Below are 23,816 nucleotides of genomic sequence, written 5' to 3' on the forward strand. Positions count from 1 at the left end.
AGCCCGCCCCCGTGTCAAACGGGAAAAGCCCGCAACGGCCACTCGAACGGTAACCCGACTACCACCATTCCTGCCGCCCGGAGTGCCCGGAGCTCGCCGCCTCCCTTGCGGAGTGCGACCTACCGCTTACTCCCGGAAGCGTCGCGCCGCGCGCTTCACAGGCGGGTGAGGCACCAGGTTCCGGCTGCCAGCGCGAGCACCGCGACGACGCCCGCGGCCGTCGCCGATGCGACCGGCCTCACACCTTCGGCGACCGGCCGGTGCTGACGCACACGGGTCACCGTCCAGGCCAGCAGTCCGCCCCCGAACAGGGAGAACACCACTCCCGCGAAGATCGCCGGTTCGGTCTCCATGACTCGCCGCGCCCCTCTTCATCCGTCCGCGCATCCCCAGCCCCGGGAGGCTGACACGCGTGGGCGGCGGGCAGGAGAACCCTGGGTGAACGCCGGGCCGACCAGTCAGTGGATCAAGGGATCCGGGCCGCCCCGACCCGTTCCGGACGAGGTGTCCAAAACGACTCGAAATTATTGGCCGTGTGTTTCGGGGGGGTGCCTTCGGGGCCGGGGATGCGCGGATGCCCCCGAGCCGGGACCGGGCAGGGCGGGAGGGGGCTCTCGTGAGGCGGGGTGGGGCACACAGGCACACGGCCCCCGACGCTCCCCCACCCAGCGCTCCGCCTCAGCCGGCTCCCTCAGCCCGCCGCCTCGGCCCGCCGCCTCAGCCCGCCGCCTCGGCCCGCCGCCTCAGCCCGCCGCCTCGGCCCGCCGCCTCAGCCCGCCGGCTCCAGGAAGCCCTGTTCCACCAGCAGCCGGATCTGGGCCGGGGTGCGGTCGCGCAGCAGCACCGGGTCCTCGCCGACCAGCTGGGCGATGGCGTCGAGGATGCGGCCCGCGCTCATCGTGCCGTCGCACACCCCGGCGAAGCCCGCTCCGACGGTGTCCACCCGGGTGGCCCGGCGCATGCCGCGGTTCTGGCGCAGCACGACATGCTCGGGGTCCTCCGCGCCGGGCAGCCCGACCTGCTCCTGGACGATCTCGGCGGCCAGCCGGAAGTGCCCTTCGAGCAGGGCGGCGTCGTCGTGGGTGCGCAGGTAGTCGAGCCGGTCGAAGTGGTGGCGGATGGTCTCCCCGAGCGGCTGCTCGACCGGGTGGGGCCATTCCTCCACGGTGACGGAGGGCACGGCGGCGCCCGTCCTGCGCAGGGTGATCCAGCCGAAGCCGACGGCCCTCACCTTGCGCGCCTCGAACTCGTCGAGCCATGCGTCGTACCGCGCCTGGTACTCCGCCACGTCCTCGCGGTGGTCACCCGCGTCCCGCAGCCACAGCTCGGCGTACTGATGGACGTCCTGCACCTCGCGCTGCACGATCCACGCGTCGCAGCCGCGGGGCACCCACGACCTGAGTCTGTCCTGCCAGTCCTCCCCTTCCACGTGCTGCCAGTTGGCGAGGAACTGCGCGAACCCGCCCTCGTTCAGCCGCTCCCCCGCCTGCTGAACGAGCGTGCGGCACAGATCGTCCCCGCTCATTCCGCCGTCGCGGTAGGTGAGCCGGGCACCGGGCGAGATCACGAACGGCGGGTTGGAGACGATCAGGTCGTACGTCTCGTCGGCCCGGACCGGCTCGAAGAGGGAGCCCTGGCGCAGATCGGCCGCCGGGGCGCCGGACAGCGCCAGCGTCAGCGCGGTGATGTGCAGGGCGCGCGGGTTGAGGTCGGTGGCCGTCACTCGGGTGGCGTGCCGCGTGGCGTGCAGCGCCTGGATGCCGGAGCCGGTGCCGAGATCGAGCGCGGCCGCGACGGGCGTACGGACGGTGATGCCGGCGAGGGTCATGGAGGCGCCGCCGACCCCGAGGACGACTCCTTCGTCCCGCCGGCCGATCCCGCCGGCGCCGCCGACCGCGCAGCCCAGGTCCGACACGATGAACCAGTCCTCGCCGCCCGGCCCGCCGTAGGGCCGTACGTCCACCGTCGCGGCGAGTTCGTCCTGGCCGGAACGGGTCAGCCACCCGCTCTCCAGGCACGCGTCGACGGGCAGGACGTCCGCCACGCGCGCGTGCGGCACGGGCTGCTGCAGCAGGAACAGCCGCACGAGCATCTCCAGCGGCGTGTCCCCGCGGGTCGCCCGGAGCGCGGGCACGATCTCACTGCGGGCCAGCGCGGCGTACGCGGGGGCTCCGAGCAGGTCGAGCAGGCCGTCGGCGGTGAAGGAGGCCGCGAGCAGGGCGTCCCTGAGCCGGGCGGCGACGTCGGGGCGGTCGGGGGCGGGCAGCGGGGGCACGGGTGACTGGCTGGCGTTACTCACGCCCCCATTGTGGCCGCCGGACCCCCTCCCGCACGCGTCCGCACCGGCGTCTCCGGCACGCCCTGCCGCTCGCCTCACCCGTCACATACGGCTCAGCCGCCACACCGTTCGGAACGGGTGGCGGCTGTGGCGCGGGGCGCGGTGCCGGTCAGCTCTGTGTGGCCCCCGCGGAGCCGGTGGCCGCCTTGCAGCTCGACTGGCGGGCCATGGCCTGGCCGACCTCGCCCTCCTCCAGGTTCCGCAGCGCGTCGTTGCCGCTCTGGCTCAGCTTGTCCAGCTCGGTGGCGATGTCCTTGAGGCCGTCGGCGAACTTGCCCTGGTCCTTGGTGTCGAGGTCGTCCACCTGCTTCTTGAGGTCGGCGTACGACGCGGAGATCGAGTTGAGCTCCTTGACGGCGTCCTGCTGCTTCTTCTCACCGTTCTCGACGTCGGGCGCCCCGGCCTTGGAGACCGCGCTGCCGATCGCCTTGTAGGCGTCGGACATGTCCTGGAAGGCCTTCGCGTCGGTCTTCTGGACGTCCTTCGGCGTGCTGTTGTCCGAGGTCTCCTTCTGGATCGCGGCATTGGCCGACTCGATCTTCTTCGCCTGCGGCTGCACGGCGTCGCAGACCTGCTTGGCCCAGGAGTCCAGCTTCTCGTTGTCGTCGCCGCCGCAACCCGACAGCGCCAGTACCAGTACCGCACCGCCGGACAGTGCGGCCGCGAGCTTCTTGTTCACCGGTTTGGTCCCTTCCATGGCTCTCGGCCCCGGAACATACACGCCAGATGCACGACAACCGCACGCCGGGCGTCTAATAAGACCCTTTTGTAACCTTTTGCACCAAGCGAGAGAAGGCTCACGATGAGACGGCGTCCAGACAGCGGAGCGGGCGGGCGGCGCACAACACGCGCCGCCCGCCCGCACCTTGAGCCAGGGCCCGGAGGACCTCCCTACGAAACCACCGCCGGATCAGCCGACTTGGGCTCGGAACCGGCGTTGTCCTCGTCACCCATGGCGATTCCGCGCCGCTTTGACACGTACACCGCTCCGACGATCACCAGGAGCGCCAGGGCCGCGATCAGGATGCGCACCCCCACGCTCTTGTCCGGGCCGTAGGAGAACTTGATCACCGCGGGCGCGATCAGCAGCGACACCAGGTTCATGACCTTCAGCAGCGGGTTGATCGCGGGACCCGCGGTGTCCTTGAAGGGGTCGCCGACCGTGTCGCCGATCACGGTCGCCGCGTGCGCCTCGCTGCCCTTGCCGCCGTGGTGGCCGTCCTCGACGAGCTTCTTGGCGTTGTCCCAGGCGCCACCGGAGTTGGCCAGGAACACCGCCATCAGCGTGCCCGCGCCGATCGCGCCCGCCAGATACGCGCCGAGCGGTCCGACCCCGAGCGTGAACCCGATGAAGATGGGCGCCATCACGGCCAGCAGACCCGGCGTGGCCAGCTCGCGCAAGGCGTCCTTGGTGCAGATGTCGACGACCTTGCCGTACTCCGGCTTCTCGCTGTAGTCCATGATCCCGGGCTTCTCGCGGAACTGCCGCCGCACCTCGAAGACCACGGCACCCGCCGACCGCGACACGGCGTTGATCGCCAGCCCCGAGAAGAGGAAGACGACCGCCGCGCCCGCGATGAGCCCCACGAGGTTGTTGGGCTGCGAGATGTCCATCATCAGGCTCATCGGGGCGCCTTCGCCGCTGAGCTTCTCGCCCACGTCCTGTGCACCGGTGATGATCGCGTCCCGGTACGACCCGAACAGCGCCGCCGCCGCGAGCACGGCCGTGGCGATCGCGATGCCCTTGGTGATGGCCTTGGTGGTGTTGCCGACCGCGTCCAGGTTGGTGAGCACCTGCGCGCCCGCGCCCTCGACGTCACCGGACATCTCGGCGATGCCCTGCGCGTTGTCCGAGACCGGCCCGAAGGTGTCCATCGCGACGATCACACCGACCGTGGTGAGCAGGCCGGTGCCGGCCAGCGCCACCGCGAACAGCGCCAGCATGATCGACGTGCCGCCGAGCAGGAACGCCCCGTACACGCCGAGACCGATCAACAGGGCCGTGTAGACGGCGGATTCGAGACCGACGGAGATACCGGCGAGGACGACCGTGGCCGGGCCGGTGAGCGAGGTCTTGCCGATGTCCCGGACGGGCCGGCGGGTGGTCTCGGTGAAGTAGCCCGTCAGTTGCTGGATCACGGCCGCGAGCACGATGCCGATGGCCACCGCGACGAGCGCGAGGATCCGCGGATCGCCGTCCTTGCCCTGGATGGCCGCGTCGGTCACACCGTCCAGCTCGGAGTACTTCCCGGGCAGGTAGACGAAGACGGCGACCGCCACCAGTGCGAGCGAGATCACCGCGGAGATGAAGAACCCGCGGTTGATGGCGCTCATGCCGCTGCGGTCGGAGCGCCTCGGCGCCACCGCGAAGATGCCGATCATCGCCGTGATCACACCGATCGCCGGCACGAGCAGCGGGAAGCCGAGCCCCGCGTCGCCGAAGGCCGCCGAGCCCAGGATCAGCGCGGCGACCAGGGTCACGGCGTACGACTCGAAGAGGTCGGCCGCCATGCCCGCGCAGTCGCCGACGTTGTCGCCCACGTTGTCGGCGATGGTCGCGGCATTGCGCGGATCGTCCTCCGGAATGCCCTGTTCGACCTTGCCGACCAGGTCGGCGCCGACGTCGGCGGCCTTGGTGAAGATGCCGCCGCCGACTCGCATGAACATCGCGATCAGCGCGGCCCCGAGACCGAAACCCTCCAGCACCTTCGGCGCGTCGGCCGCGTAGACCAGCACGACGCAGGCGGCGCCGAGCAGGCCGAGACCGACGGTGAACATACCGACCACGCCGCCCGTGCGAAATGCGATCTTCATCGCCTTGTGGGAGACGCTGGTCAGATCCTTTTCCGGCTCGCCTTCCGCCGGGGTGGCCTCGCGCGCCGCCGCGGCGACGCGCACATTGCTGCGGACGGCGAGCCACATACCGATATAACCGGTGGCCGCCGAGAACGCCGCTCCGATCAGGAAGAACACCGACCGTCCGGCACGCTGATTCCAGTCGTCCGCGGGCAGCAGCATGAGCAGGAAGAACACGACCACGGCGAATACGCCGAGCGTGCGCAGCTGTCGTGCCAGATAGGCGTTCGCGCCTTCCTGGACCGCCGCCGCGATCTTCTTCATGCTGTCGGTGCCCTCGCCGGCCGCGAGTACCTGGCGCACCAGGACGCCCGCGACCGCCAGTGCCGCCAGCGCGACGACGGCGATGACCACGACGAGGACGCGGTTGCCATCGGTCAGTACGGCGGCTGCGAGGTCTGTGGGGTGGCCCGACTCTTGTGAGATGAAAAGCCCCGCCATTCGTCCTCCTTGACGCTTGGGCTGAGCTCAAGATGTGGACGGGATTGTAGGTACCGGAACCAGATCAAAACAGAGCGCGATAAACGGAATTAGCCTTCGGACGTAATGCTCTGAAAGCATTCCGGAGCCGTTGTGGATCGCGCGAATGATCGTGAACGAATTCACGCGATGAACGGCTCAGCAACCACTGTAGAGGCGAGCACTGACACCCGCACACGCCGAAGGGCCCCACGGGTGGGGCCCTTCGGTCGGTGGCGCTGTGCGCGGTGGCCTGTTCAGACCAGGATGGTCGGCGGCGGCGTGGTGGGCCAGGTCATCTTGATCGATCCGCCGTGCTCCCCCGCGCTGACTTCGACGTCGTCGACGAGGCCGCTGATGACGGCGAGGCCCATCTCGTCCTCCTCGGCTTCCCCGTCGGCGCCGGCGCCTGACGCGCGCTCGCCCGGGACCGCGTGCGGGGCTTCGTCGCCGACCTCGATGGAGAACTGCTTCTCCTCCTCGATCAGCAGCACCTTCACCGGTGCCGAGATCCCACCCGTCTGATGCAGTCCGACGGCCCGGGTGCACGCCTCGCCGACGGCGAGCCTGACCTCGTCGAGGACGGCCTCCTCCACTCCGGCCCTGCGCGCCACCGCTGCCGCCACCAGCCGGGCGGTTCTGACGTGCTCGGGCAGCGCGCTGAAGCGGAGCTCAACGGTCGCCATGCATCCCCCTCGCAACTTAGGGCGTGCGGTCGAGGGGCTCCGGGCCGCCGAAAGCCCAGGCCCCCTCGGTCTTCGCTTCTTCCGGACATCGGCCGGCCCGGGCATGGGGCCCGGGACCGGTGTCAGTCGGTGGCCGCAACCGCTTCCTCGACCGAGGTGTGAATCGGGAACACCTTGGTGAGGCCGGTGATGCGGAAGATCTTCAGAATGCGCTCCTGGTTGCAGACCAGGCGCAGGGAGCCCTCATGGGCTCGCACGCGCTTCAGGCCGCCGACCAGTACGCCGAGTCCGGTGGAGTCGAGGAAGTCCACGCCCTCCATGTCGACGACAAGGTGGAAACTGCCGTCGTTCACCAGCTCGACCAACTGCTCGCGCAGCTTGGGCGCGGTATATACGTCGATTTCGCCACCGACCCTGACGATCGTGCGATCGCCCATGGTCTCGGTCGACAGGGACAGGTCCACGGATCCTCCAGCACCTAGCTATCGAGCGGTCGCCCTCGGGGCATCTCGGCTTCAGCCCTAGGACGCTTCGCCAGCCGCGATGGCATTCAATCACTTACCGGCAGGCGTGCACGACGCCTTGGCTCCATTGTCCGTCACGCCAGTGACACACTCGGTGCCGATGGCCAAGAATCACCGATCCGATCGACCTCCGACGGACCCTGCCTCCCGACCCGCGCCGGGCGCGGTCCTGGACCGGCTCGCGTCCGGTCCGAGCAGGGCTTCGCGCATCACTCATACGGAGCACTTGCCCCCGCGCGAGGGTCGCCATGCCGTCTGGCCGGACCGGATCCGGACCGAGGTCGTCGCGGCCGTCCAGGCCGCGGGGATCGAGCATCCCTGGGCCCACCAGGCCCGCGCCGCCGAGCACGCCCTGGACGGCGACTCGGTCGTCGTCGCCACCGGCACCGCCTCCGGCAAGTCCCTCGCCTACCTGGCGCCCGTCCTGTCCACGCTCCTGGACGGCGCCGAGGCACCGAACGGCCGGGGCGCGACCGCCCTCTACCTGGCCCCCACGAAGGCCCTTGCGGCGGACCAGTGCCGCTCCGTGAAGGAACTTTCACATCCGTTGGGCCATTCGGTGCGCGCGGCCGTGTACGACGGCGACACTCCCTTCGAGGAACGCGAGTGGATCCGCCAGTACGCCAACTACGTGCTGGCCAATCCCGACATGCTCCACCGGGGCGTCCTGCCGTCCCACGCCCGCTGGTCCTCCTTCCTGAAGGCGCTGAAGTACGTCGTCATCGACGAGTGCCACACCTACCGCGGCGTCTTCGGCTCGCACGTCGCCCAGGTGCTGCGCCGCCTCCGCCGCCTGTGCGCCCGGTACGGCGCCTCGCCCGTGTTCCTGCTGGCCTCGGCGACCGCCGCCGAGCCCGCGGTGGCCGCCCGCCGCCTCACCGGCCTGCCGGTGGTGGAGGTCGCCGACGACGCCTCGCCGCGCGGAGAGCTGGTGTTCGCCCTGTGGGAGCCGCCGCTGACCGAACTGCAGGGCGAGAAGGGCGCCCCCGTCCGCCGCACGGCCACCGCCGAGGCCGCCGACCTGCTCACCGACCTCACCGTGCAGGGCGTGCGCTCGGTCGCCTTCATCCGGTCCCGGCGCGGCGCCGAACTGATCTCCGTGATCTCCCAGGAGCGGCTGGCCGAAATCGACCGGTCGCTGTCCCGGCGTGTCGCGGCCTACCGCGGCGGCTACCTCCCGGAAGAGCGCCGCGCCCTCGAACAAGCCATCCATTCGGGTGAACTCCTGGGACTCGCGGCGACGAACGCCCTCGAACTCGGCATCGACATCTCCGGCCTCGACGCGGTCGTCATCGCCGGCTACCCGGGCACACGCGCCTCCCTCTGGCAGCAGGCCGGCCGGGCAGGACGGGCCGGGCAGGGCGCCCTGGCCGTCCTGGTGGCCCGCGACGACCCCCTGGACACCTTCCTCGTCCACCACCCCGAGGCCCTGTTCGACCAGCCCGTCGAGTCCACCGTCCTCGACCCGGACAACCCCTACGTCCTCGCCCCGCACCTGTGCGCGGCGGCCGCGGAGCTGCCTTTGACGGACGAGGACTTCGCCCTGTTCGGACCGGCCAGCGAGGGCCTGCTGCCCCAGCTGGAGGCCGCCAAGCTGCTGCGCCGCCGCACCAGGGCCTGGCACTGGACCCGCCGCGAGCGGGCCGCCGACCTGACCGACATCCGCGGTGAGGGCGGGCGCCCGGTGCAGGTCGTCGAGTCCGGCACGGGCCGGCTGCTCGGCACGGTCGACGCGGGCGCCGCGCACTCCACGGTCCACGAGGGAGCCGTCCACCTCCACCAGGGCCGCACCTACCTGGTGCGGTCACTGAGCCTGGAGGACTCCGTCGCCCTCGTCGAGGAGGCCGCCCCGCCCTACTCCACCGTCGCCCGCGACACCACGTCCATCTCCCTCCTGGAGACCGACGTCGAGATCCCCTGGGGCGACGGCCGCCTCTGCTACGGCTCCGTCGAGGTCACCAACCAGGTCGTCTCCTTCCTGCGCCGCCGGCTCATCACCGGTGAGGTCCTGGGCGAGACGAAACTCGACCTCCCTCCTCGCGTGCTGCGCACCCGGGCCGTGTGGTGGACCGTCACCGAGGACCAGCTGGACCGGGCCCGGATCACCCCGGAGATCCTCGGCGGCTCCCTGCACGCGGCCGAGCACGCCTCGATCGGCCTGCTGCCGCTCTTCGCGACCTGCGACCGCTGGGACATCGGCGGCGTGTCGATCCCGCTCCACCCCGACACGCTCCTGCCCACGGTCTTCGTCTACGACGGCCACCCCGGGGGCGCGGGCTTCGCGGAGCGCGCCTTCCACACCGCCCGCACCTGGCTGACCGCCACCCGCGAGGCCATCGCCTCCTGCGAGTGCGACGCCGGCTGTCCGTCCTGCATCCAGTCACCCAAGTGCGGCAACGGCAACGACCCGCTGCACAAGAGGGGGGCGGTCCGGCTCCTCACGGTGCTGCTGGAGGGCGCCCCGGAGGAGAAGGAGGAGCAGGAGGAGCAGGCAGACCCGGAGGTGCCGGAGGGCCGGCCGTCGGTCTGACCTCCGCGGGCGGCACCTCGCCCGGCATCGCGGCGGAGGTGGCGATCGCGGTGGCGGTGGCAGGCCCTGTCCCAGTCACGGTCGCGTGCCCCGTCACGGTCGCGGGCCCCGTCACGGTCACGCTCGTCGGCGGTCCCGCCCGTGCCCTCACCTCCGCCGTGAACGGCCCCCGTCCCGACGCCGCCGTCACGTCCGAGATCTCCCCGTCGACCTCGCACCGCACGAGCCGCACGCCCTGGGCCCGGGCCACCCGGCCCGCCCGCGCACAGGCCGCCGTGGCGCCCTCGGCCCAGTGGTCCGCCGCCGCGAGCGCGGCGAGGTCCGCACCACCCGCCGCACGGTGCCGGACCACGACGGCCTGCCCGAGGGCGAGGACGACCCCGAACACCACGCACAACACGGCGATCGCCCCGACGCTCCAGACGGTGGCGGACCCGCGGTCGGAGAGGAGGCGGCGAGGCCCCCGGCACGAGTCCAGTGAAGGACCCCGCCGGCAGCCCCGCACGCCCGATCCCCGCAGCTGATCCCCGGCCGGTCCCGGGCCTCTCATCGCCCCACCGCCTCCTCCACCGACGCCACGGCCTCCTCACGAACGTCGAAGGACAGTCCCCGCAGCAGCGGAGGCCGGGCCACGACGGTCACCCGCACGAGCTCCGCGCCGCGGCTGACGGTGATCTCCGCTCCGGGAGGTGCCGCCTCACGGGCCAGCCGTACGACCGCGCCCGGCGGGTCCTGGCGGGCCGCCGCCCGGGCGCCCGTCCGCGCCGCGTCCACGCACTGGATCTGCGCGGCCACCACCAGCAACCCCCACACCAGGGCCATGGCGAACATCACCAGCACGGGCAGCACCACGGCCGACTCCGCCGTGACGAACCCCCGGTCCGCGCCCCTGTCACATCCGCGCATTGAGGGCGTCCTTCACGATGCTCTGCAGCTCCGCGCTGACCGGACCACTCGTGACGACCTTGTAGAGCACCACCGCGAACGCCACCGCCGCCACGATCCCCATCGCGTACTCGGAGGTGACCATGCCCGCGTCCCTCCGCGCCGCCCGCACCCCGCACACCAGGGCACGCAGCCGTGCCCGCACCACCTGATACATCTCGACCCCCGTGGGAAAAGTCCGAACTTCCGTCGTCCATCGCTCACTTGCCTGCACCGCTCATCTGCTCCCGCCCGTACGCCGCCTAGCCGCCACCCCCTCCCAGCACCCCACCCGCGAGCCCGATCACCACGGGCAGCACTCCGACCGCGATGAACGCGGGCAGGAAGCACAGCCCGACCGGCGCGCTGACCGTGACGCCCGCGCGGCGAGCCTTGGCCGTCGCGGCACGACCCCAGTCGGCGCGGGCTTCGGCGGCGAGCCGTGCGACCGGTACGGCGGCGGGTGCTCCGGACACATCCGTCCGTTCGAGGAGCCTGGCCAGGCCGTCGGCTCCCGGGACGGCGGCCAGCCTCCGCCAGGCCGACCCGGGTTCACCTCCCAGCCGCACCTCCGCCGCGCCCTGGGCCAGGGCGTCGCCCACCGGTCCGCCCAGCGCTTCGCCGACCGCCTGTGCCGCGACCACCGGGCCGGCACCCGCCGCGATGCAGGCCGCCAGCAGATCGGCGGCGAGGGGCAGTTGGCGTGCCGCCTCGGCGAGGTCAGGCGCCCCGGGTCCCGTGCCGGCCGCTGCCACCCGGCGGCGCTGCCACCGCCACATCCCGGCCGCGGCCGCCACGGCCACCACCACACCGGCGAGTCCGTCGACCAGCGCCCACCCGGCACACGCCACCGCCACGGGAGCCGTCCATGTCCGCGCGGCCCCGCGCAGGGCGAGGCGCGGGACAGGAGCGGTCGCCTGGCCGACCGGCAGCTCGGCCAGGCGGCGCGCCATCCTCCGGCGCCGCCGCGCCGCCTGCAGCCACCGCACCGACCAGCCGACGGCCGGCGCGACCCCCAGGACCACCCCCAGCCTGTGGACAACTTCTCCGCTCATGCCGCCGCCTCCGCGCCCCGCACGATCCTCAGCACCCACCACAGCCCCAGGCCCTCCAGCAGACCCCCGGCGGCGAGACAGCCCAGGCCGGCCGGGGTGTGCAGCAGAACGTGGAGAGGGTCGGCGCCGAGGGCGGTACCGATGAGGAGCCCCAGGGCCGGCAGCCCGGCGAGCATCACCGCCGTGGCCCGGGCGCCCGCCAACTGGGCGCGCAGATCCGACCGTTGATCCCGCTCGGAGCGCAGGGCCGCGGCCAGCCGGTCGAGTCCGTCGGCGAGTCCGGCGCCCTGGTCCACAGCCACCCGCCAGCACGCCGCGAGTCCCCGCAGCCCCTCGGCGCCGGGTTGCCGCGCGGCGGTGGCGAGCGCGCCCGGCACGTCGCCGCCGAACCGCGCCGCGGCCAGGACCGTCGCCTGTGCGTCGGCGAGCCCGCCACAGTCCCGCGCGGCCCGCAGCAGCGCCTCACCCGGCTGGCGGCCGGCCCGCACCTCCCCGGCGAGCACCGCGCACAGCGCGATCACGGTGTCGGCCCGTCGCTCCCGGTCCCGCCGCACCCGATCGGCGAGACGGACCCGCCGCAGCAACGGCACCCCGGCCGCCCCCAGCACGACCGGCAGCACCGACGCCCCGAGCACCGCCAGCACCAGCCCGCCCAGCAGCGCCAACCACTCGGCCCGCAACCGCCCCCGCGCACGCAGCAGTTCCGCGCTCAGCCGTCCCCACCCGGGCGGCCCGCTCCCGGCGGCCCCACCCCCGGCGAACAGCGCACGCGCCCGCCGAGCCGCCGAGTTGCGCTCCCCCAGCAGCCAGACGGCCGCCCCCGCGCACGACGCCAAAGCCACACTCGTCGCCATCTCCGCCACACCCCTTGCCACTTGGTCCACTGCCGTCACCACCGAGTGCACTGCTCGCCCCTCACCCCTGGGCTTCGCCGGCACCCATCACGCCGACTGCTCACCAGCCGGCCCCGTCATCACTCGCCCCGCTGCCCTCGCCACCTCCGGTGCCATCCGGCCCGCTCCCCTCCCCCCGGGGCGGCCCGTGAAGCGGCCCGCGCAGCAATCCCCGCATCCGCTCCCACCCCCGCTCCCGCACGAACGCCCGCGCTCCCCACCGCAACGCCGGCACCGTCCGCACCAGCCCTGTCCGATCACGCTCCAGCACGTGCACCTCGTCGATCCGCCGCCGCCCGGAGCGGTCGCGTACGAGGTGCAGCACGACCGAGAGAGCGGCCGCCAGCTGGCTGTGCAGCGCGGCCCGGTCGAGCCCCGCGGCCGTGCCGAGCGCCTCCAGGCGGGCCGGCACATCGGCGGCCGCATTGGCGTGCACCGTCCCGCAGCCGCCCTCATGGCCGGTGTTCAGCGCGGCCAGCAGATGCACCACTTCGGGTCCGCGCACCTCGCCCACGACGAGCCGGTCGGGCCGCATCCGCAGCGCCTGCCGCACCAGGTCCTCGAGGGTGACGAGGCCCGCGCCCTCCTGGTTGGCGGGTCTGGTCTCCAGTCGCACCACGTGCGGATGGTCGGGACGCAGTTCCGCCGAGTCCTCGGCGAGGACGATGCGTTCGTCGGGTGCCACCAGCCCCAGCAGGGCGCTCAGCAGCGTCGTCTTCCCGGTGCCGGTGCCGCCGCTGACGAGGAACGACAACCGGGCGTCGAGCAGCGCCCGCAGCACCCGGTCACCGCCCGGCGGCACCGTGCCCGCAGCGACCAGCTCGCCGAGCGTGAAGGCCCGGGGCCGTACGACGCGCAGCGACAGACAGGCACAGCCCACGGCCACCGGCGGCAGCACCGCGTGCAGCCGGGTCCCGTCGGGCAGCCGGGCGTCGGCCCAGGGGCGGGCGTCGTCCAGTCGGCGCCCGGCCACAGCGGCGAGGCGCTGGGCCAGCCGTCGTACGGCCGCCGCGTCGGCGAACCGCACGGACGTCAGCTCCAGCCCGCCGCCCCGGTCCACCCAGACCCGGTCGGGTGCGGACACCAGCACGTCGGTCACCGACGGGTCGGCGAGCAGCGGCTCCAGGGGCCCGCTGCCGACCAGCTCGGACCGCAACCGGGCTGCGGCTCCCAGCACTTCGGCGTCCCCGAGCACCCTCCCCTGCTCGCGCAGGGCCTGCGCCACGCGCGCGGGGGTCGGCTCGGCCCCGCTCTCGGCGAGCCACCGCCGCACCCCGTCGAGGAGCTCGGCGCCCTCGAGGCCGGCCAGGGGGCTCACGCGGCACCCGCCTCGACGAGCGCCCGCTCCCAGAACCCGGTGCAGAACCGGGCGAGGGGACCGCGCGGGGCGGATCCCGGCGGTGCGGCGTCCGCGTCCGGGCGCAGCAGCCCCGGCTCGACCGGCACCTCGCCCGCCAGGGGCAGTCCGAGCAGCCGGGCCACCTCCCGGTCGTCGAGACCGGGCGGGTACGGCCTGCGGACCGCCACCCGCAGGTCCCGCAGGACCATGCCCACCGCGGACGCCACCCGCCCGGCGGCCGCCACGGCCCGCAGCTCGGCGGGCACCACCAGCAGGCCGACGTCCAGCTGGCCGAGCACCTCGGCGACGCCGTCGTCGATCCGGCGCGGCAGGTCGACCACGACCGTGCCGCCCCGGCGCCGGGCCGCCGCCAGCACCGCGCGCACCGCCTGGGGCGGAACGGCGATCCGGTCGCCGCGGTCCCAGCTGAGCACGCGCAGCGAGTGCAGTTCGGGCAGCGACTCCTCCAGGGCGCCCCCGCCGACCCGTCCCCGTGAGGAGGCGAACGCGGGCCAGCGCAGGCCCTCGGCCGTCTCGCCGCCGAGGAGGACGTCGAGACCGCCGCCCAGCGGATCGGCGTCCACCAGGAGCGTGCGCAGCCCTTCGCGCGCCGAGGTGACGGCGAGGGCGCACGCGAGCGTGGAGGCCCCGGCCCCGCCCCGGCCGCCGATGACGCCCACCGTGAGCGCGGGCCGGCCGACGCCCTCGGCGACGTCGGCGATGCGATCGATCAGCCACTGCTCGCCGTCGGGCAGCATCAGCACGTGCTCGGCGCCGATCTCCACGGCCCGCCGCCACACCCCCGAGTCGTCCTGGTCCCGTCCGACGAGGACGACGCCCCTTCTGCGCCGGGCGCCGCGGACCCGCCGCGCGGCGTCGTCGCCCACCAGGACGAGGGGTGCGGCCTCCCAGCTGCCTCTGCGCTCGGGCACCCCGTGGTGCACCTCGGGTGTGGCGCCCGCCGCGGCGCACAGGCGCAGCAGGTCGTCGAGGAGCGCGGTGTCCTCGGTGACGATCAGCGGTCCGCCCTGGCGCCCTGCGGCGGGCGGCGGCTCGTGTGTGACGGCTCCGGCCACGGTGTCCATCCCCCTTCTGCTCGACTCGCGCGGCCCCGGCGGCCCGCGATTCCTGACGCGGGAAGAACCGGCAAGGCGGCCTCCCTTTGTCCGGCCGACGAAAACCGGCCAAACGCGCCCCGGCAATCGGATCCGGCCGTGAACTCGCCGCGAGCGGGGTGCGCTGGAATCACGGTGCAGCGATCTCGGAAATCGTGTGGATCTTGGTGGATAACTGTGGACGCGCCGGTGGTTGTGAATATCGCCGTCACTCAAACCGGTGATGCCGGCAGAGCCTCTGTGCGACTGCCGCAGAGCAGCCCGACAGATACGCAGAGTGACGATTCACGGGCATGGAAAAGGGCGGCCGCAGCCGCCCCGGAGCGGCGCCAAGGCCGCGCGAAGAAGGAGAAAACCCACCCGGACATGCGACGACCCCCGCCGGGGGGGAGAGCGGGGGTCGTCCCCACGGCCGACTCGGGGGGGGAGGAGTCGGGCCGGGTTAGCACGGTCGCGAACGATCCGTGACTTCCATGGTGTACCCGAGAGCCTTCTCAGGCAAACCCACACGCCCCACCTTACGCCGAATGGGCAGCCCCTATGCTCAAGGGCGTGGAAAACCACTCCTTGCCCCGCACAGCGGCCTTCTTTGACCTGGACAAGACGGTCATTGCGAAGTCGAGCACGCTGACCTTCAGCAAGTCGTTCTACCAAGGCGGCCTGATCAACCGCAGGGCGGTCCTGCGCACCGCGTACGCGCAGTTCGTCTTCCTGGCCGGCGGCGCCGATCACGACCAGATGGAGCGCATGCGCGCCTACCTGTCCGCGCTGTGCCGCGGCTGGAACGTGCAGCAGGTCAAGGAGCTCGTCGCCGAGACGCTGCACGACCTGATCGACCCGATCATCTACGACGAGGCCGCCTCCCTCATCGAGGAGCACCACACGGCCGGCCGCGACGTCGTCATCGTGTCCACGTCGGGCGCCGAGGTGGTCGAGCCGATCGGCGAGCTGCTCGGCGCGGACCGCGTGGTCGCGACCCGCATGGTCGTGGGCGACGACGGCTGCTTCACCGGCGAGGTGGAGTACTACGCGTACGGCCCCACGAAGGCCGAGGCGATCAGGGAGCTGGCCGCGTCCGAGGGGTACGACCTGAGCCGCTGCTACGCCTACAGCGACTCGGTGACCGACGTGCCCATGCTGGAGTCCGTCGGCCATCCCCACGCCGTGAACCCGGACCGCGCCCTGCGCCGCGAGGCACTCGCGCGCGGGTGGCCGATCCTGGACTTCCACCGCCCGGTCCGGCTCAAGCAGCGCCTGCCCGCGTTCTCGGTGCCGCCGCGCCCCGCGCTCGTCGCGGTCGCCGCGATAGGCGCCGCGGCAGCCACCGCGGGGCTCGTGTGGTACGCCAACAGGCGGCGGGCCACGGTGGCTTGACCCGGGATGCCCCCAAGTTCCCGGCCCGGCCCGGACCGGTCCGTTTTGAGGCCGAAAGTAAAGAAGTGCGGTCTGGGCTTCCGCTTACTGCGGGGCAGGAGTACAAAGGACTCAACGGCCCGCGAGACCAAGGGACATCCGAGAGGATCACCTTGCATACGCATTGGCCCCACGGACCGAGCATGAACACCGGGCACCCACGCGACGTCGACCCGTCGATTACGGGCCAGCCGCACCAGGCCACGGGCCAAGTTCCCGACCTGATGGGCAATATCTCGAGGACGCTTGGTAACCCGGTGCTCATGCCAGCGGCGGTACGAGAACTCGTACCGCCGCATTTCTTCGTCCCCGCCCGGTGCCGTCAGGCCGCCCCGCGCTGCAGCGCCTCGCACACCGCCGTCGACTCGCGTGCGCCCAGCTGCACCGCCCGGCCGCAGTGCGCGATCCAGGCGGCCATGCCCTCCGGGGTGCCCGAGACGTACCCGCCGAGGGCTTCCAGGTAGGCCTCGCGGCCCAGCTCCGCGTAGCCGACCTCGGCCGGGCAGACCGACTTCGGGTCCAGGCCGCTGCCGATCAGGACGATGCGTTCGGCCGTGCGCGCGACCAGGCCGTTGTGTGAGGTGAACGGACGCAGCGCGAGCAGCTCTCCGTGTACGACGGCCGCCGTGACCAGCGCCGGGGCGGAGCCTCCCGCGATGATCAGGCCGGCCAGCCCGTCCAGCCGGCCGTGCGCCTCGGCCGCGCTCGGCAGCGGCAGCTCCACCAGCGGCTCGTCGACCGGCTCGCCCTCCTGCCGGGGCCGCCCCACCTGGTCGGCCTGGTCCGCGGCCGCCACCAGGTGCAGCCGGGCCAGTACCCGCAGGGGCGACTGCCGCCAGATCGACAGCAGCTGACCGGCCTCCGCGGTGAGCCGCAGGGCCGCGCCCACGGTGCGGGCCTCGGCGTCACCGCTGAAGTCCGTACGCCGGCGCACCTCCTCCAGGGCCCAGTCCGCGCCGGAGAGGGCGGCGGAGCCACGGGCGCCGCGCAGAGCGGCCTCGGAGGTGATCGCGTTGCTGCGCCGCCGCATGATCCGGTGCCCGTAGACCCGGTCCACGGCCTTGCGCACGGACTCGACGGACTCGGCCACTCCGGGCAGCGCACCCAGGGCCGCGAGGGGATCGGCGGCCGCGCCTGCTGTACTCATGAGTAAGACCCTACGCATCCCGGCGGCCCGTCCAGCCGCGGAGTGGCCATCTTCACTCGCGACGCCCTCGCGGCCCGGGTCCCGCCGCGCGCCCCGGGCCCGGTCCGGCGTCTCCACGCGCGCGTGGAGACGCCGCGGTCCCACGTGAGGACCACCTACCCCTTGGCCGAGGGAGCCGCCGGGGCCCCGGGCACCCCCTTCGGGGCCGGAGCGGGCCGGCCCGACAGGAAGGCCTCCCAGCCCTCCTTCGGGGCCTGGCCGACCGGCAGCGTGCGCAGCTTGTCCAGCACCTTCGGGTCCTGCGCGTCCAGCCAGTCCGCGAGCTGGCGGAACGAGACGCAGCGCACCTCCTCCTTGGTGCACACCGTCTCGATGACCTCCTCGACGGCCCGCATGTAGGTGCCGCCGTTCCAGGACTCGAAGTGGTTGCCGATGATCAGGGGCGCGCGGTTGCCGTCGTAGGCCCGCTGGAAGCCCTTGAGCAGGCCGTCGCGCATCTGGTCGCCCCAGAACTCGTGCATGGCGGGGTTGCCCTGGGTGGCGGTGCCCGACTGGTTGACCATGAAGTTGTAGTCCATGGTCAGCTGCTCGAAGGAGTGGCCCGGGAACGGCACGAGCTGCATGGACAGGTCCCACAGGCCCTGCTTCCGCTTCGGCCAGACCTGGTCGTTGACGCCGCTGGTGTCGTAGCGGAAGCCCAGCTCGCGCGCCGCCCGCATGAAATTGCGCTGGCCTTCGAGGCAGGGCGTGCGGGCGCCGATGAGCTCCTTGTCGTAGTCGAAGGGCAGCGGCGAGGCGCTCTTCAGGCCCGCGTTGGTCTTCCAGGTCTTCACGAACTGCTTGGCCTGGCCGATCTCGTCCTTCCAGTCCTCCACCGACCACTCGCCGACACCGCCGCCGCTGCCGCAGAAGTGGCCGTTGAAGTGGGTGCCGATCTCGTTGCCCTCCAGCCACGCCAGCCGCAGCTGCTTGACGGTGTCGGCGATGCCGCGGCGGTCGTTGAAGCCGATGTCGGAGCGGCCCGGGGAGTGCTGCGGCGGCCGGTACAGGTCGCGCTTGTCCTCCGGCAGCATGTACACGCCGCTCAGGAAGTACGTCATGGTCGCGTTGTTCTCCCGGGCGACCTTGCGGAAGTGGGAGAACAGCTTCTGGCTGTCCTCGCCCGCGCCGTCCCAGGAGAAGACGACGAACTGCGGGGGTTTCTGGCCGGGCCGCAGCCGCTCGGGCCTGGGCAGGTGGGGCTGGGCGCCGGTGTAGGCGGTGGAACCGTCCCCGATCAGCCGGACCGTGCTCTTCGGTGCCTGGGCGGGCTTCGCCCTGGGCGGTTCGGGAGTGCTTTGCCTGGAGGTGCCGGTCGCGCAACCGGCGAGCGATGCGGCGCAGACCGCGGCGATCACGGAGCCCGCGGCGATCCTGTGGGTGGCGGCCATGTTCCGTCCACCTTCTTCCTTCTCTCGGGTGCCGACAGCGCCGCCAAACTCGCACGAGACCGAGAAGGAATTAGTACGACAAGCCGATCAAAGAGCCACTTCACCCTTCAGAGTGATCTATTCGCCCATTTGCCCGTAAAGTCTATGCTCGCCCTTTACTCTGCATTACGATCCGTTTACCGAGCGTTGTTGATTCATCCCGCCGTATGACGCCGTGACCCACGGCCGCGACCGATCCCCGCCCCGAGCGGGACCCACGTCACGCGACCGCGCAGCCCCGGAGGAGACGGGAAACCATGTCAGCCTGCGTCCCCACCCGCGCCGCCGACCCGAACCGGACCGAGCGCATTCATCCACCCCACAGCCCGCCGACCGGCCCCCGCCGCTTCCGCATCGCGGGCGCCGACGTGTCGGCCTCGATCGCGGTCTTCCTGATCGCCCTGCCCCTGTCCCTGGGCATCGCCCTCGCCACCGGCGCCCCGCTTCAGGCCGGCCTCGTCGCCGCGGCCGTGGGCGGACTGGTCGCCGGACGGCTCGGCGGCTCCCCGCTCCAGGTGAGCGGGCCCGCCGCCGGGCTCACCGTCGTCACCGCCGACCTCATCCAGCGCTACGGATGGCGGACCACCTGCGCCATCACCGTGCTCGCCGGCCTCGCCCAACTCGGCCTGGGCTGCCTGCGCGTGGCCCGCGGCGCCCTCGCCGTGAGCCCCGCCATCGTGCACGGCATGCTCGCCGGCATCGGCGTCACCATCGCCGTCGCGCAGCTGCACATCGTGCTCGGCGGCACCCCCCAGAGTTCCGTTCCCGACAACCTCCGGGCGCTGCCCGCCCAGTTGGCGGACATGCGGCTCGCGTCGGTGTCGGTGAGCGCGCTGACGCTGGCGCTGCTGCTGCTCTGGCCGAGACTGCCCGGCCGGGCCGGGCGCCTGCTGCGCACGGTCCCGGCCGCGCTCGTCGCCGTCGCCGGAGCCACCGCTGCCGCCGCCCTCGCCGGGCTGCGCCTGCCCAAGGTCGACCTGCCGTCCTGGAGCAACCACGCGCTGGCCGGGCTCCCCGAGGGCCCCGTGCTGGGCCTCGCCGCCGCCGTGCTCACCACCACACTGGTGTGCAGCGTGCAGTCGCTGCTCGGCGCGGTCGCCGTGGACAAGCTGGCGGCCGGCCGCCCGGGCCTGTCCGGCCGCGTCGGCCGCTCCGACCTCGACCGCGAACTGCTCGGGCAGGGCGCCGCCAACATCGTCTCCGGCTCGCTCGGAGGACTGCCCATCGCGGGCGTGGCCGTGCGCAGTTCGGCGAACGTGCACGCGGGAGCGGTGAGCCGGAACTCCACGATGCTGCACGGCGTTCTCGTAGTGATCGCCACGCTGCTGATGGTCCCGATCCTGGAGCTCATCCCGCTCGCCTCGCTCGCCGCCCTGGTGATGGCCGTCGGCATCCAGATGGTGTCGCTGAACCACATCCGCACGGTGACCCGCCACCGCGAAGTGTGGGTCTACGCCGTCACCACCCTGGGCGTGGTGTCCCTCGGCGTCCTGCAGGGCGTCGCGCTGGGCATCGCCATGGCCGTCGGCGTCGCCCTGCACCGCGTCACCCGCACCCGTATCACGCACGAGAAGAGGGAAGGAGTCCATCACGTCCACGTCAGAGGGCAGTTGACGTTCCTCGCGGTGCCGCGGCTCAGCCGGGCCCTGCATCTCGTACCCCACGGCGCCGACGCCGTCGTCGAGCTCGACGGCTCCTTCATGGACCACGCCGCGTACGAGACGCTGCAGGACTGGCAGCGGACCCACACCGCGCAGGGCGGCACGGTCGAGATCACCGGCCGGCATCCCGGCACGCGTGTCTCCGAGCCCCAGACCTTCACCGACTGCCGCTGCCGGCCCTGGACCCCCTGGCGCAACCACCACTGCGACCGCCCCCGGCCCGCGTCCCGCACCGACAAGGACCCCGGCGTACCGGACCACTCCCGACCGGACCCGTCCGGCACCGCCGGAGCCGGCGGAGCCAGCAGAGCCAGCGGGCATGAACTGGCGCGCGGTATCAGCGCGTTCCAGCGCAACACGGCACCGCTGGTCCGCGGCGAGCTGGCCCGGCTGGCGCGCGAAGGGCAGCAGCCCTCGCAGCTCTTCCTTACCTGCGCCGACTCCCGGCTGGTCACGTCCATGATCACCTCCAGTGGTCCGGGCGACCTGTTCGTCGTGCGCAACGTGGGCAACCTCGTGCCGCGCGCCGGTGAGGAGAGCGGCGACGACTCGGTCGCGGCCGCGATCGAGTACGCCGTGGACGTCCTGCGGGTGCGGTCCATCACGGTGTGCGGGCACTCGGGATGCGGCGCCATGCAGGCCCTGATGAAAGCCGGGCCCGGCGGCGCCCGCACCCCGCTCGAGCGGTGGCTGCGGCACGGTCAGCCGAGCCTGGAGCGCATGACCGACGACAGCCGCCCCTGGGGCAGCGTGGGCGGCCGCCCGCCCGCCGACGCGGTGGAGCAGCTCTGCCTGACCAACGTGGTGCAGCAGTTGGAGCATCTGCGCTCGCACGAGTCGGTGAGCCGGGCCCTCGAAGAAGGCAGGCTTGAGCTGCACGGGATGTACTTCCACGTGGGCGAGGCAGAGGCGTACCTGCTCACCGACGCGGACGGCCCCGGCGTGTTCGACCGTGTCCGGGAGGCGGACCTGACGGCGTGAGCCAGCCCGGCCAGGTGTGCGCCCCGATCCACGTCGGGGCGCACACCCGTGTCGTCCACCGGGCGCCCTCATCGGGGTGACGGGCATGACATCGGGTGAACTTTCCCTGGTCGGCGTCCGTGGGTACGGGTGACTCCGGCCGCCGACACCACCGCCAGACAGGTCTAAACCAATCGGCGGCCGACCCTTGTCATCGCACCCCCGGGTCTGATGAGCTGTGGCCTGGGACACAACGGACACCTTGGGAAAGGCGGATGCCGTGAGCAACGAAAGCCTGGCCACCCTTAAGCGGGAGGAGACGGGACGATGAGTGAGAATTCCTCCCTTTCCAACCTGCTGAAGGAAGAGCGCAGGTTCGCGCCCCCCGCCGACCTGGCCGCGCACGCCAACGTCACGGCGGAGGCGTACGAACAGGCCAAGGCTGACCGGCTCGGCTTCTGGGCCGAGCAGGCCCGCAGGCTGACCTGGGCCAAGGAGCCCACCGAGACGCTCGACTGGTCGAACCCGCCGTTCGCCAAGTGGTTCAAGGACGGCGAGCTCAACGTCGCCTACAACTGCGTCGACCGGCACGTCGAGGCCGGGCACGGCGACCGCGTGGCCATCCACTTCGAGGGCGAGCCCGGCGACAGCCGCGCCCTCACCTACGCCGAGCTCAAGGACGAGGTCTCCAAGGCCGCCAACGCCCTGCTGGAGCTGGGAGTTCAGGCCGGGGACCGGGTCGCCGTCTACATGCCGATGATCCCCGAGACGGCGATCGCGATGCTGGCCTGCGCCCGGATCGGCGCCGCCCACTCGGTCGTCTTCGGCGGCTTCTCCTCGGACGCCCTCGCCACCCGCATCCAGGACGCCGACGCCCGCGTCGTCATCACCTCCGACGGCGGCTACCGGCGCGGCAAGCCGTCCGCGCTCAAGCCGGCCGTGGACGAGGCCGTCGAGAAGGCGGGCAACGTCGAGCACGTGCTGGTGGTGCGCCGCACCGGCCAGGAGGTCGCCTTCACCGAGGGCCGCGACGTGTGGTGGCACGACCTGGTCGGCCGCCAGAGCGCGGAGCACACCCCGCAGGCCTTCGGCGCCGAGCACCCGCTGTTCATCCTCTACACCTCGGGCACCACCGGTAAGCCCAAGGGCATCCTGCACACCTCCGGCGGCTACCTCACCCAGACCGCCTACACGCACCACGCCGTCTTCGACCTCAAGCCGGAGACCGACGTCTACTGGTGTACCGCCGACGTCGGCTGGGTCACCGGGCACTCGTACATCGTGTACGGCCCGCTGGCCAACGGCGCGACGCAGGTCATGTACGAGGGCACCCCCGACACCCCGCACCAGGGCCGCTTCTGGGAGATCGTCCAGAAGTACGGCGTGACGATCCTCTACACCGCGCCGACCGCGATCCGCACGTTCATGAAGTGGGGCGACGACATCCCCGCCAAGTTCGACCTGTCCAGCCTGCGCGTGCTGGGCTCGGTCGGCGAGCCGATCAACCCCGAGGCCTGGATCTGGTACCGCAAGAACATCGGCGGCGACCGCACCCCGGTCGTGGACACCTGGTGGCAGACCGAGACCGGCGCGATGATGATCACCCCGCTGCCGGGCGTGACCGCGACCAAGCCCGGCTCCGCGCAGACCCCGCTGCCCGGCATCTCCGCCACGGTCGTCGACGACGAGGCCAACGAGGTGCCGAACGGCGGTGGCGGCTACCTGGTGCTGACCGAGCCGTGGCCGTCGATGCTGCGCACCATCTGGGGCGACGACCAGCGCTTCATCGACACGTACTGGTCGCGCTTCGAGGGCAAGTACTTCGCCGGTGACGGTGCCAAGAAGGACGACGACGGCGACATCTGGCTGCTCGGCCGGGTCGACGACGTCATGCTCGTCTCGGGGCACAACATCTCCACCACCGAGGTCGAGTCCGCGCTCGTCTCCCACCCGTCGGTCGCCGAGGCGGCCGTGGTCGGAGCGGCGGACGAGACGACCGGGCAGGCGATCGTCGCCTTCGTCATCCTGCGCGGGACGGCCGCGGAAACCGAGACGCTGGTCGCCGAGCTGCGCACCCACGTCGGCAACACCCTCGGCCCGATCGCCAAGCCCAAGCGGATCCTGCCGGTGGCCGAGCTGCCCAAGACCCGCTCCGGCAAGATCATGCGCCGTCTGCTGCGGGACGTCGCGGAGAACAGGGCCCTGGGCGACGTCACCACCCTGACCGACAGCAGCGTGATGCAGCTGATCCAGTCCAAGCTGCCGGCCGCGCCGAGCGAGGACTGAACGGCGCACAACGGGACATACGGGAGGGCACCCGGCACACGCGCCGGGTGCCCTCCGCGGCGGTCGCACGGACCCCCGTGTGCGGCCCGGCGTTCGCTTAGGTAATCTAAACAAACAAGTGTTTCACAGGGGCGCCGGGAAGTCTGGTCGGCAGGTGATTC

At 72.4% G+C, this 23,816-nt stretch carries 18 protein-coding genes and 1 pseudogene; 4 read left to right on the forward strand and 15 right to left on the reverse strand.

The window, feature by feature from the left end:
- Window positions 1-155 precede the first annotated feature (155 nt).
- From ABZY20_RS23450 to bldG, 6 genes are all read right to left on the reverse strand, one after another.
- Window positions 156-353, reverse strand: a complete 198-nt coding sequence (locus ABZY20_RS23450; RefSeq protein ID WP_356443479.1) for a hypothetical protein — start codon at window positions 351-353, stop codon at window positions 156-158.
- A 416-nt stretch (window positions 354-769) separates the two neighbouring features.
- Window positions 770-2,299, reverse strand: a complete 1,530-nt coding sequence (locus tag ABZY20_RS23455; RefSeq protein ID WP_356443480.1) for a class I SAM-dependent methyltransferase — start codon at window positions 2,297-2,299, stop codon at window positions 770-772.
- A 148-nt stretch (window positions 2,300-2,447) separates the two neighbouring features.
- Window positions 2,448-3,035 (reverse strand): small secreted protein, encoded by a 588-nt coding sequence (locus ABZY20_RS23460; RefSeq protein WP_356443481.1) that lies wholly within the window; start codon window positions 3,033-3,035, stop codon window positions 2,448-2,450.
- Window positions 3,036-3,229: 194 nt separating this feature from the next.
- The gene (locus ABZY20_RS23465) at window positions 3,230-5,635 is read right to left on the reverse strand and encodes a sodium-translocating pyrophosphatase (RefSeq protein ID WP_356443482.1); all 2,406 of its coding nucleotides are present in this window, start codon (window positions 5,633-5,635) and stop codon (window positions 3,230-3,232) included.
- A 275-nt stretch (window positions 5,636-5,910) separates the two neighbouring features.
- Entirely contained in the window at window positions 5,911-6,339 is a 429-nt protein-coding gene (locus ABZY20_RS23470) for an ATP-binding protein (protein ID WP_356443483.1), read from the reverse strand.
- A gap of 122 nt (window positions 6,340-6,461) precedes the next feature.
- The gene (bldG, locus tag ABZY20_RS23475) at window positions 6,462-6,803 is read right to left on the reverse strand and encodes an anti-sigma factor antagonist BldG (RefSeq protein ID WP_003991900.1); all 342 of its coding nucleotides are present in this window, start codon (window positions 6,801-6,803) and stop codon (window positions 6,462-6,464) included.
- Between the two features lie 79 nt (window positions 6,804-6,882).
- On the opposite strand from bldG, the gene ABZY20_RS23480 reads away from it, so the two are divergent.
- Complete coding sequence (locus tag ABZY20_RS23480) at window positions 6,883-9,393, forward strand: DEAD/DEAH box helicase (protein ID WP_356443484.1); 2,511 nt, start codon at window positions 6,883-6,885, stop codon at window positions 9,391-9,393.
- Window positions 9,394-9,520: 127 nt separating this feature from the next.
- Here ABZY20_RS23480 and ABZY20_RS23485 read toward each other — a convergent pair.
- The 7 genes and pseudogenes from ABZY20_RS23485 to ssd all read right to left on the reverse strand — a co-directional run.
- A pseudogene (locus ABZY20_RS23485) lies at window positions 9,521-9,943 on the reverse strand (Rv3654c family TadE-like protein); the annotation flags it as partial.
- Window positions 9,940-10,299, reverse strand: a complete 360-nt coding sequence (locus tag ABZY20_RS23490; protein ID WP_356443485.1) for a TadE family type IV pilus minor pilin — start codon at window positions 10,297-10,299, stop codon at window positions 9,940-9,942. The gene ABZY20_RS23490 and the pseudogene ABZY20_RS23485, both read right to left, overlap by 4 nt.
- Complete coding sequence (locus tag ABZY20_RS23495) at window positions 10,286-10,495, reverse strand: DUF4244 domain-containing protein (RefSeq protein ID WP_356443486.1); 210 nt, start codon at window positions 10,493-10,495, stop codon at window positions 10,286-10,288. The genes ABZY20_RS23490 and ABZY20_RS23495 overlap by 14 nt, the downstream gene beginning before the upstream one ends.
- A gap of 85 nt (window positions 10,496-10,580) precedes the next feature.
- Window positions 10,581-11,372, reverse strand: coding sequence for a type II secretion system F family protein (locus ABZY20_RS23500; protein ID WP_356443487.1), 792 nt, complete (start codon window positions 11,370-11,372; stop codon window positions 10,581-10,583).
- Window positions 11,369-12,226, reverse strand: a complete 858-nt coding sequence (locus ABZY20_RS23505) for a type II secretion system F family protein (RefSeq protein ID WP_356443488.1) — start codon at window positions 12,224-12,226, stop codon at window positions 11,369-11,371. The genes ABZY20_RS23500 and ABZY20_RS23505 overlap by 4 nt, the downstream gene beginning before the upstream one ends.
- A gap of 100 nt (window positions 12,227-12,326) precedes the next feature.
- Window positions 12,327-13,574, reverse strand: coding sequence for a TadA family conjugal transfer-associated ATPase (locus ABZY20_RS23510; protein WP_356443611.1), 1,248 nt, complete (start codon window positions 13,572-13,574; stop codon window positions 12,327-12,329).
- Between the two features lie 5 nt (window positions 13,575-13,579).
- Complete coding sequence (gene ssd, locus ABZY20_RS23515) at window positions 13,580-14,689, reverse strand: septum site-determining protein Ssd (protein ID WP_356443489.1); 1,110 nt, start codon at window positions 14,687-14,689, stop codon at window positions 13,580-13,582.
- Between the two features lie 570 nt (window positions 14,690-15,259).
- Here ssd and ABZY20_RS23520 point away from each other — a divergent pair.
- Window positions 15,260-16,093 carry an HAD-IB family hydrolase gene (locus ABZY20_RS23520; RefSeq protein ID WP_356443490.1) on the forward strand — a complete coding sequence of 278 codons (834 nt, stop codon included), beginning with the start codon at window positions 15,260-15,262 and terminating at the stop codon, window positions 16,091-16,093.
- Window positions 16,094-16,454: 361 nt separating this feature from the next.
- Here ABZY20_RS23520 and ABZY20_RS23525 read toward each other — a convergent pair whose 3' ends face one another.
- Together ABZY20_RS23525 and ABZY20_RS23530 are read right to left on the reverse strand one after the other, a co-directional pair.
- Window positions 16,455-17,279, reverse strand: a complete 825-nt coding sequence (locus ABZY20_RS23525; protein ID WP_356443491.1) for an oxidoreductase — start codon at window positions 17,277-17,279, stop codon at window positions 16,455-16,457.
- Window positions 17,280-17,434: 155 nt separating this feature from the next.
- Complete coding sequence (locus ABZY20_RS23530) at window positions 17,435-18,709, reverse strand: hypothetical protein (RefSeq protein ID WP_356443492.1); 1,275 nt, start codon at window positions 18,707-18,709, stop codon at window positions 17,435-17,437.
- Between the two features lie 296 nt (window positions 18,710-19,005).
- Between ABZY20_RS23530 and ABZY20_RS23535 the strand changes: the two genes are divergently transcribed.
- Together ABZY20_RS23535 and acs are read left to right on the forward strand one after the other, a co-directional pair.
- A complete protein-coding gene (locus tag ABZY20_RS23535; RefSeq protein WP_356443493.1) occupies window positions 19,006-21,390 on the forward strand; it encodes a SulP family inorganic anion transporter in 2,385 nt (794 codons plus the stop codon).
- Between the two features lie 306 nt (window positions 21,391-21,696).
- On the forward strand, window positions 21,697-23,655 hold the full coding sequence (acs, locus tag ABZY20_RS23540) for an acetate--CoA ligase (protein WP_356443494.1): 1,959 nt from the start codon (window positions 21,697-21,699) through the stop codon (window positions 23,653-23,655).
- The last annotated feature ends 161 nt before the right edge of the window (window positions 23,656-23,816 follow it).

The organism is Streptomyces sp. NPDC006624, assembly GCF_040611555.1.
GTDB lineage: Bacteria > Actinomycetota > Actinomycetes > Streptomycetales > Streptomycetaceae > Streptomyces.

Bases quoted from the DNA above. Each gene is read 5' to 3' on its own strand.
- ABZY20_RS23495 (WP_356443486.1), bottom strand. From the start codon at position 10,495: ATGTATCAGGTGGTGCGGGCACGGCTGCGTGCCCTGGTGTGCGGGGTG.
- ABZY20_RS23460 (WP_356443481.1), bottom strand. From the start codon at position 3,035: ATGGAAGGGACCAAACCGGTGAACAAGAAGCTCGCGGCCGCACTGTCC.
- acs (WP_356443494.1), top strand. From the start codon at position 21,697: ATGAGTGAGAATTCCTCCCTTTCCAACCTGCTGAAGGAAGAGCGCAGG.
- ABZY20_RS23520 (WP_356443490.1), top strand. From the start codon at position 15,260: ATGCTCAAGGGCGTGGAAAACCACTCCTTGCCCCGCACAGCGGCCTTC.
- ABZY20_RS23535 (WP_356443493.1), top strand. From the start codon at position 19,006: ATGTCAGCCTGCGTCCCCACCCGCGCCGCCGACCCGAACCGGACCGAG.
- ABZY20_RS23525 (WP_356443491.1), bottom strand. From the start codon at position 17,279: ATGAGTACAGCAGGCGCGGCCGCCGATCCCCTCGCGGCCCTGGGTGCG.
- ABZY20_RS23530 (WP_356443492.1), bottom strand. From the start codon at position 18,709: ATGGCCGCCACCCACAGGATCGCCGCGGGCTCCGTGATCGCCGCGGTC.
- ABZY20_RS23450 (WP_356443479.1), bottom strand. From the start codon at position 353: ATGGAGACCGAACCGGCGATCTTCGCGGGAGTGGTGTTCTCCCTGTTC.
- ABZY20_RS23505 (WP_356443488.1), bottom strand. From the start codon at position 12,226: ATGGCGACGAGTGTGGCTTTGGCGTCGTGCGCGGGGGCGGCCGTCTGG.
- ABZY20_RS23480 (WP_356443484.1), top strand. From the start codon at position 6,883: ATGGCATTCAATCACTTACCGGCAGGCGTGCACGACGCCTTGGCTCCA.
- ABZY20_RS23470 (WP_356443483.1), bottom strand. From the start codon at position 6,339: ATGGCGACCGTTGAGCTCCGCTTCAGCGCGCTGCCCGAGCACGTCAGA.
- ABZY20_RS23490 (WP_356443485.1), bottom strand. From the start codon at position 10,299: ATGCGCGGATGTGACAGGGGCGCGGACCGGGGGTTCGTCACGGCGGAG.
- ABZY20_RS23465 (WP_356443482.1), bottom strand. From the start codon at position 5,635: ATGGCGGGGCTTTTCATCTCACAAGAGTCGGGCCACCCCACAGACCTC.
- ABZY20_RS23500 (WP_356443487.1), bottom strand. From the start codon at position 11,372: ATGAGCGGAGAAGTTGTCCACAGGCTGGGGGTGGTCCTGGGGGTCGCG.
- ssd (WP_356443489.1), bottom strand. From the start codon at position 14,689: ATGGACACCGTGGCCGGAGCCGTCACACACGAGCCGCCGCCCGCCGCA.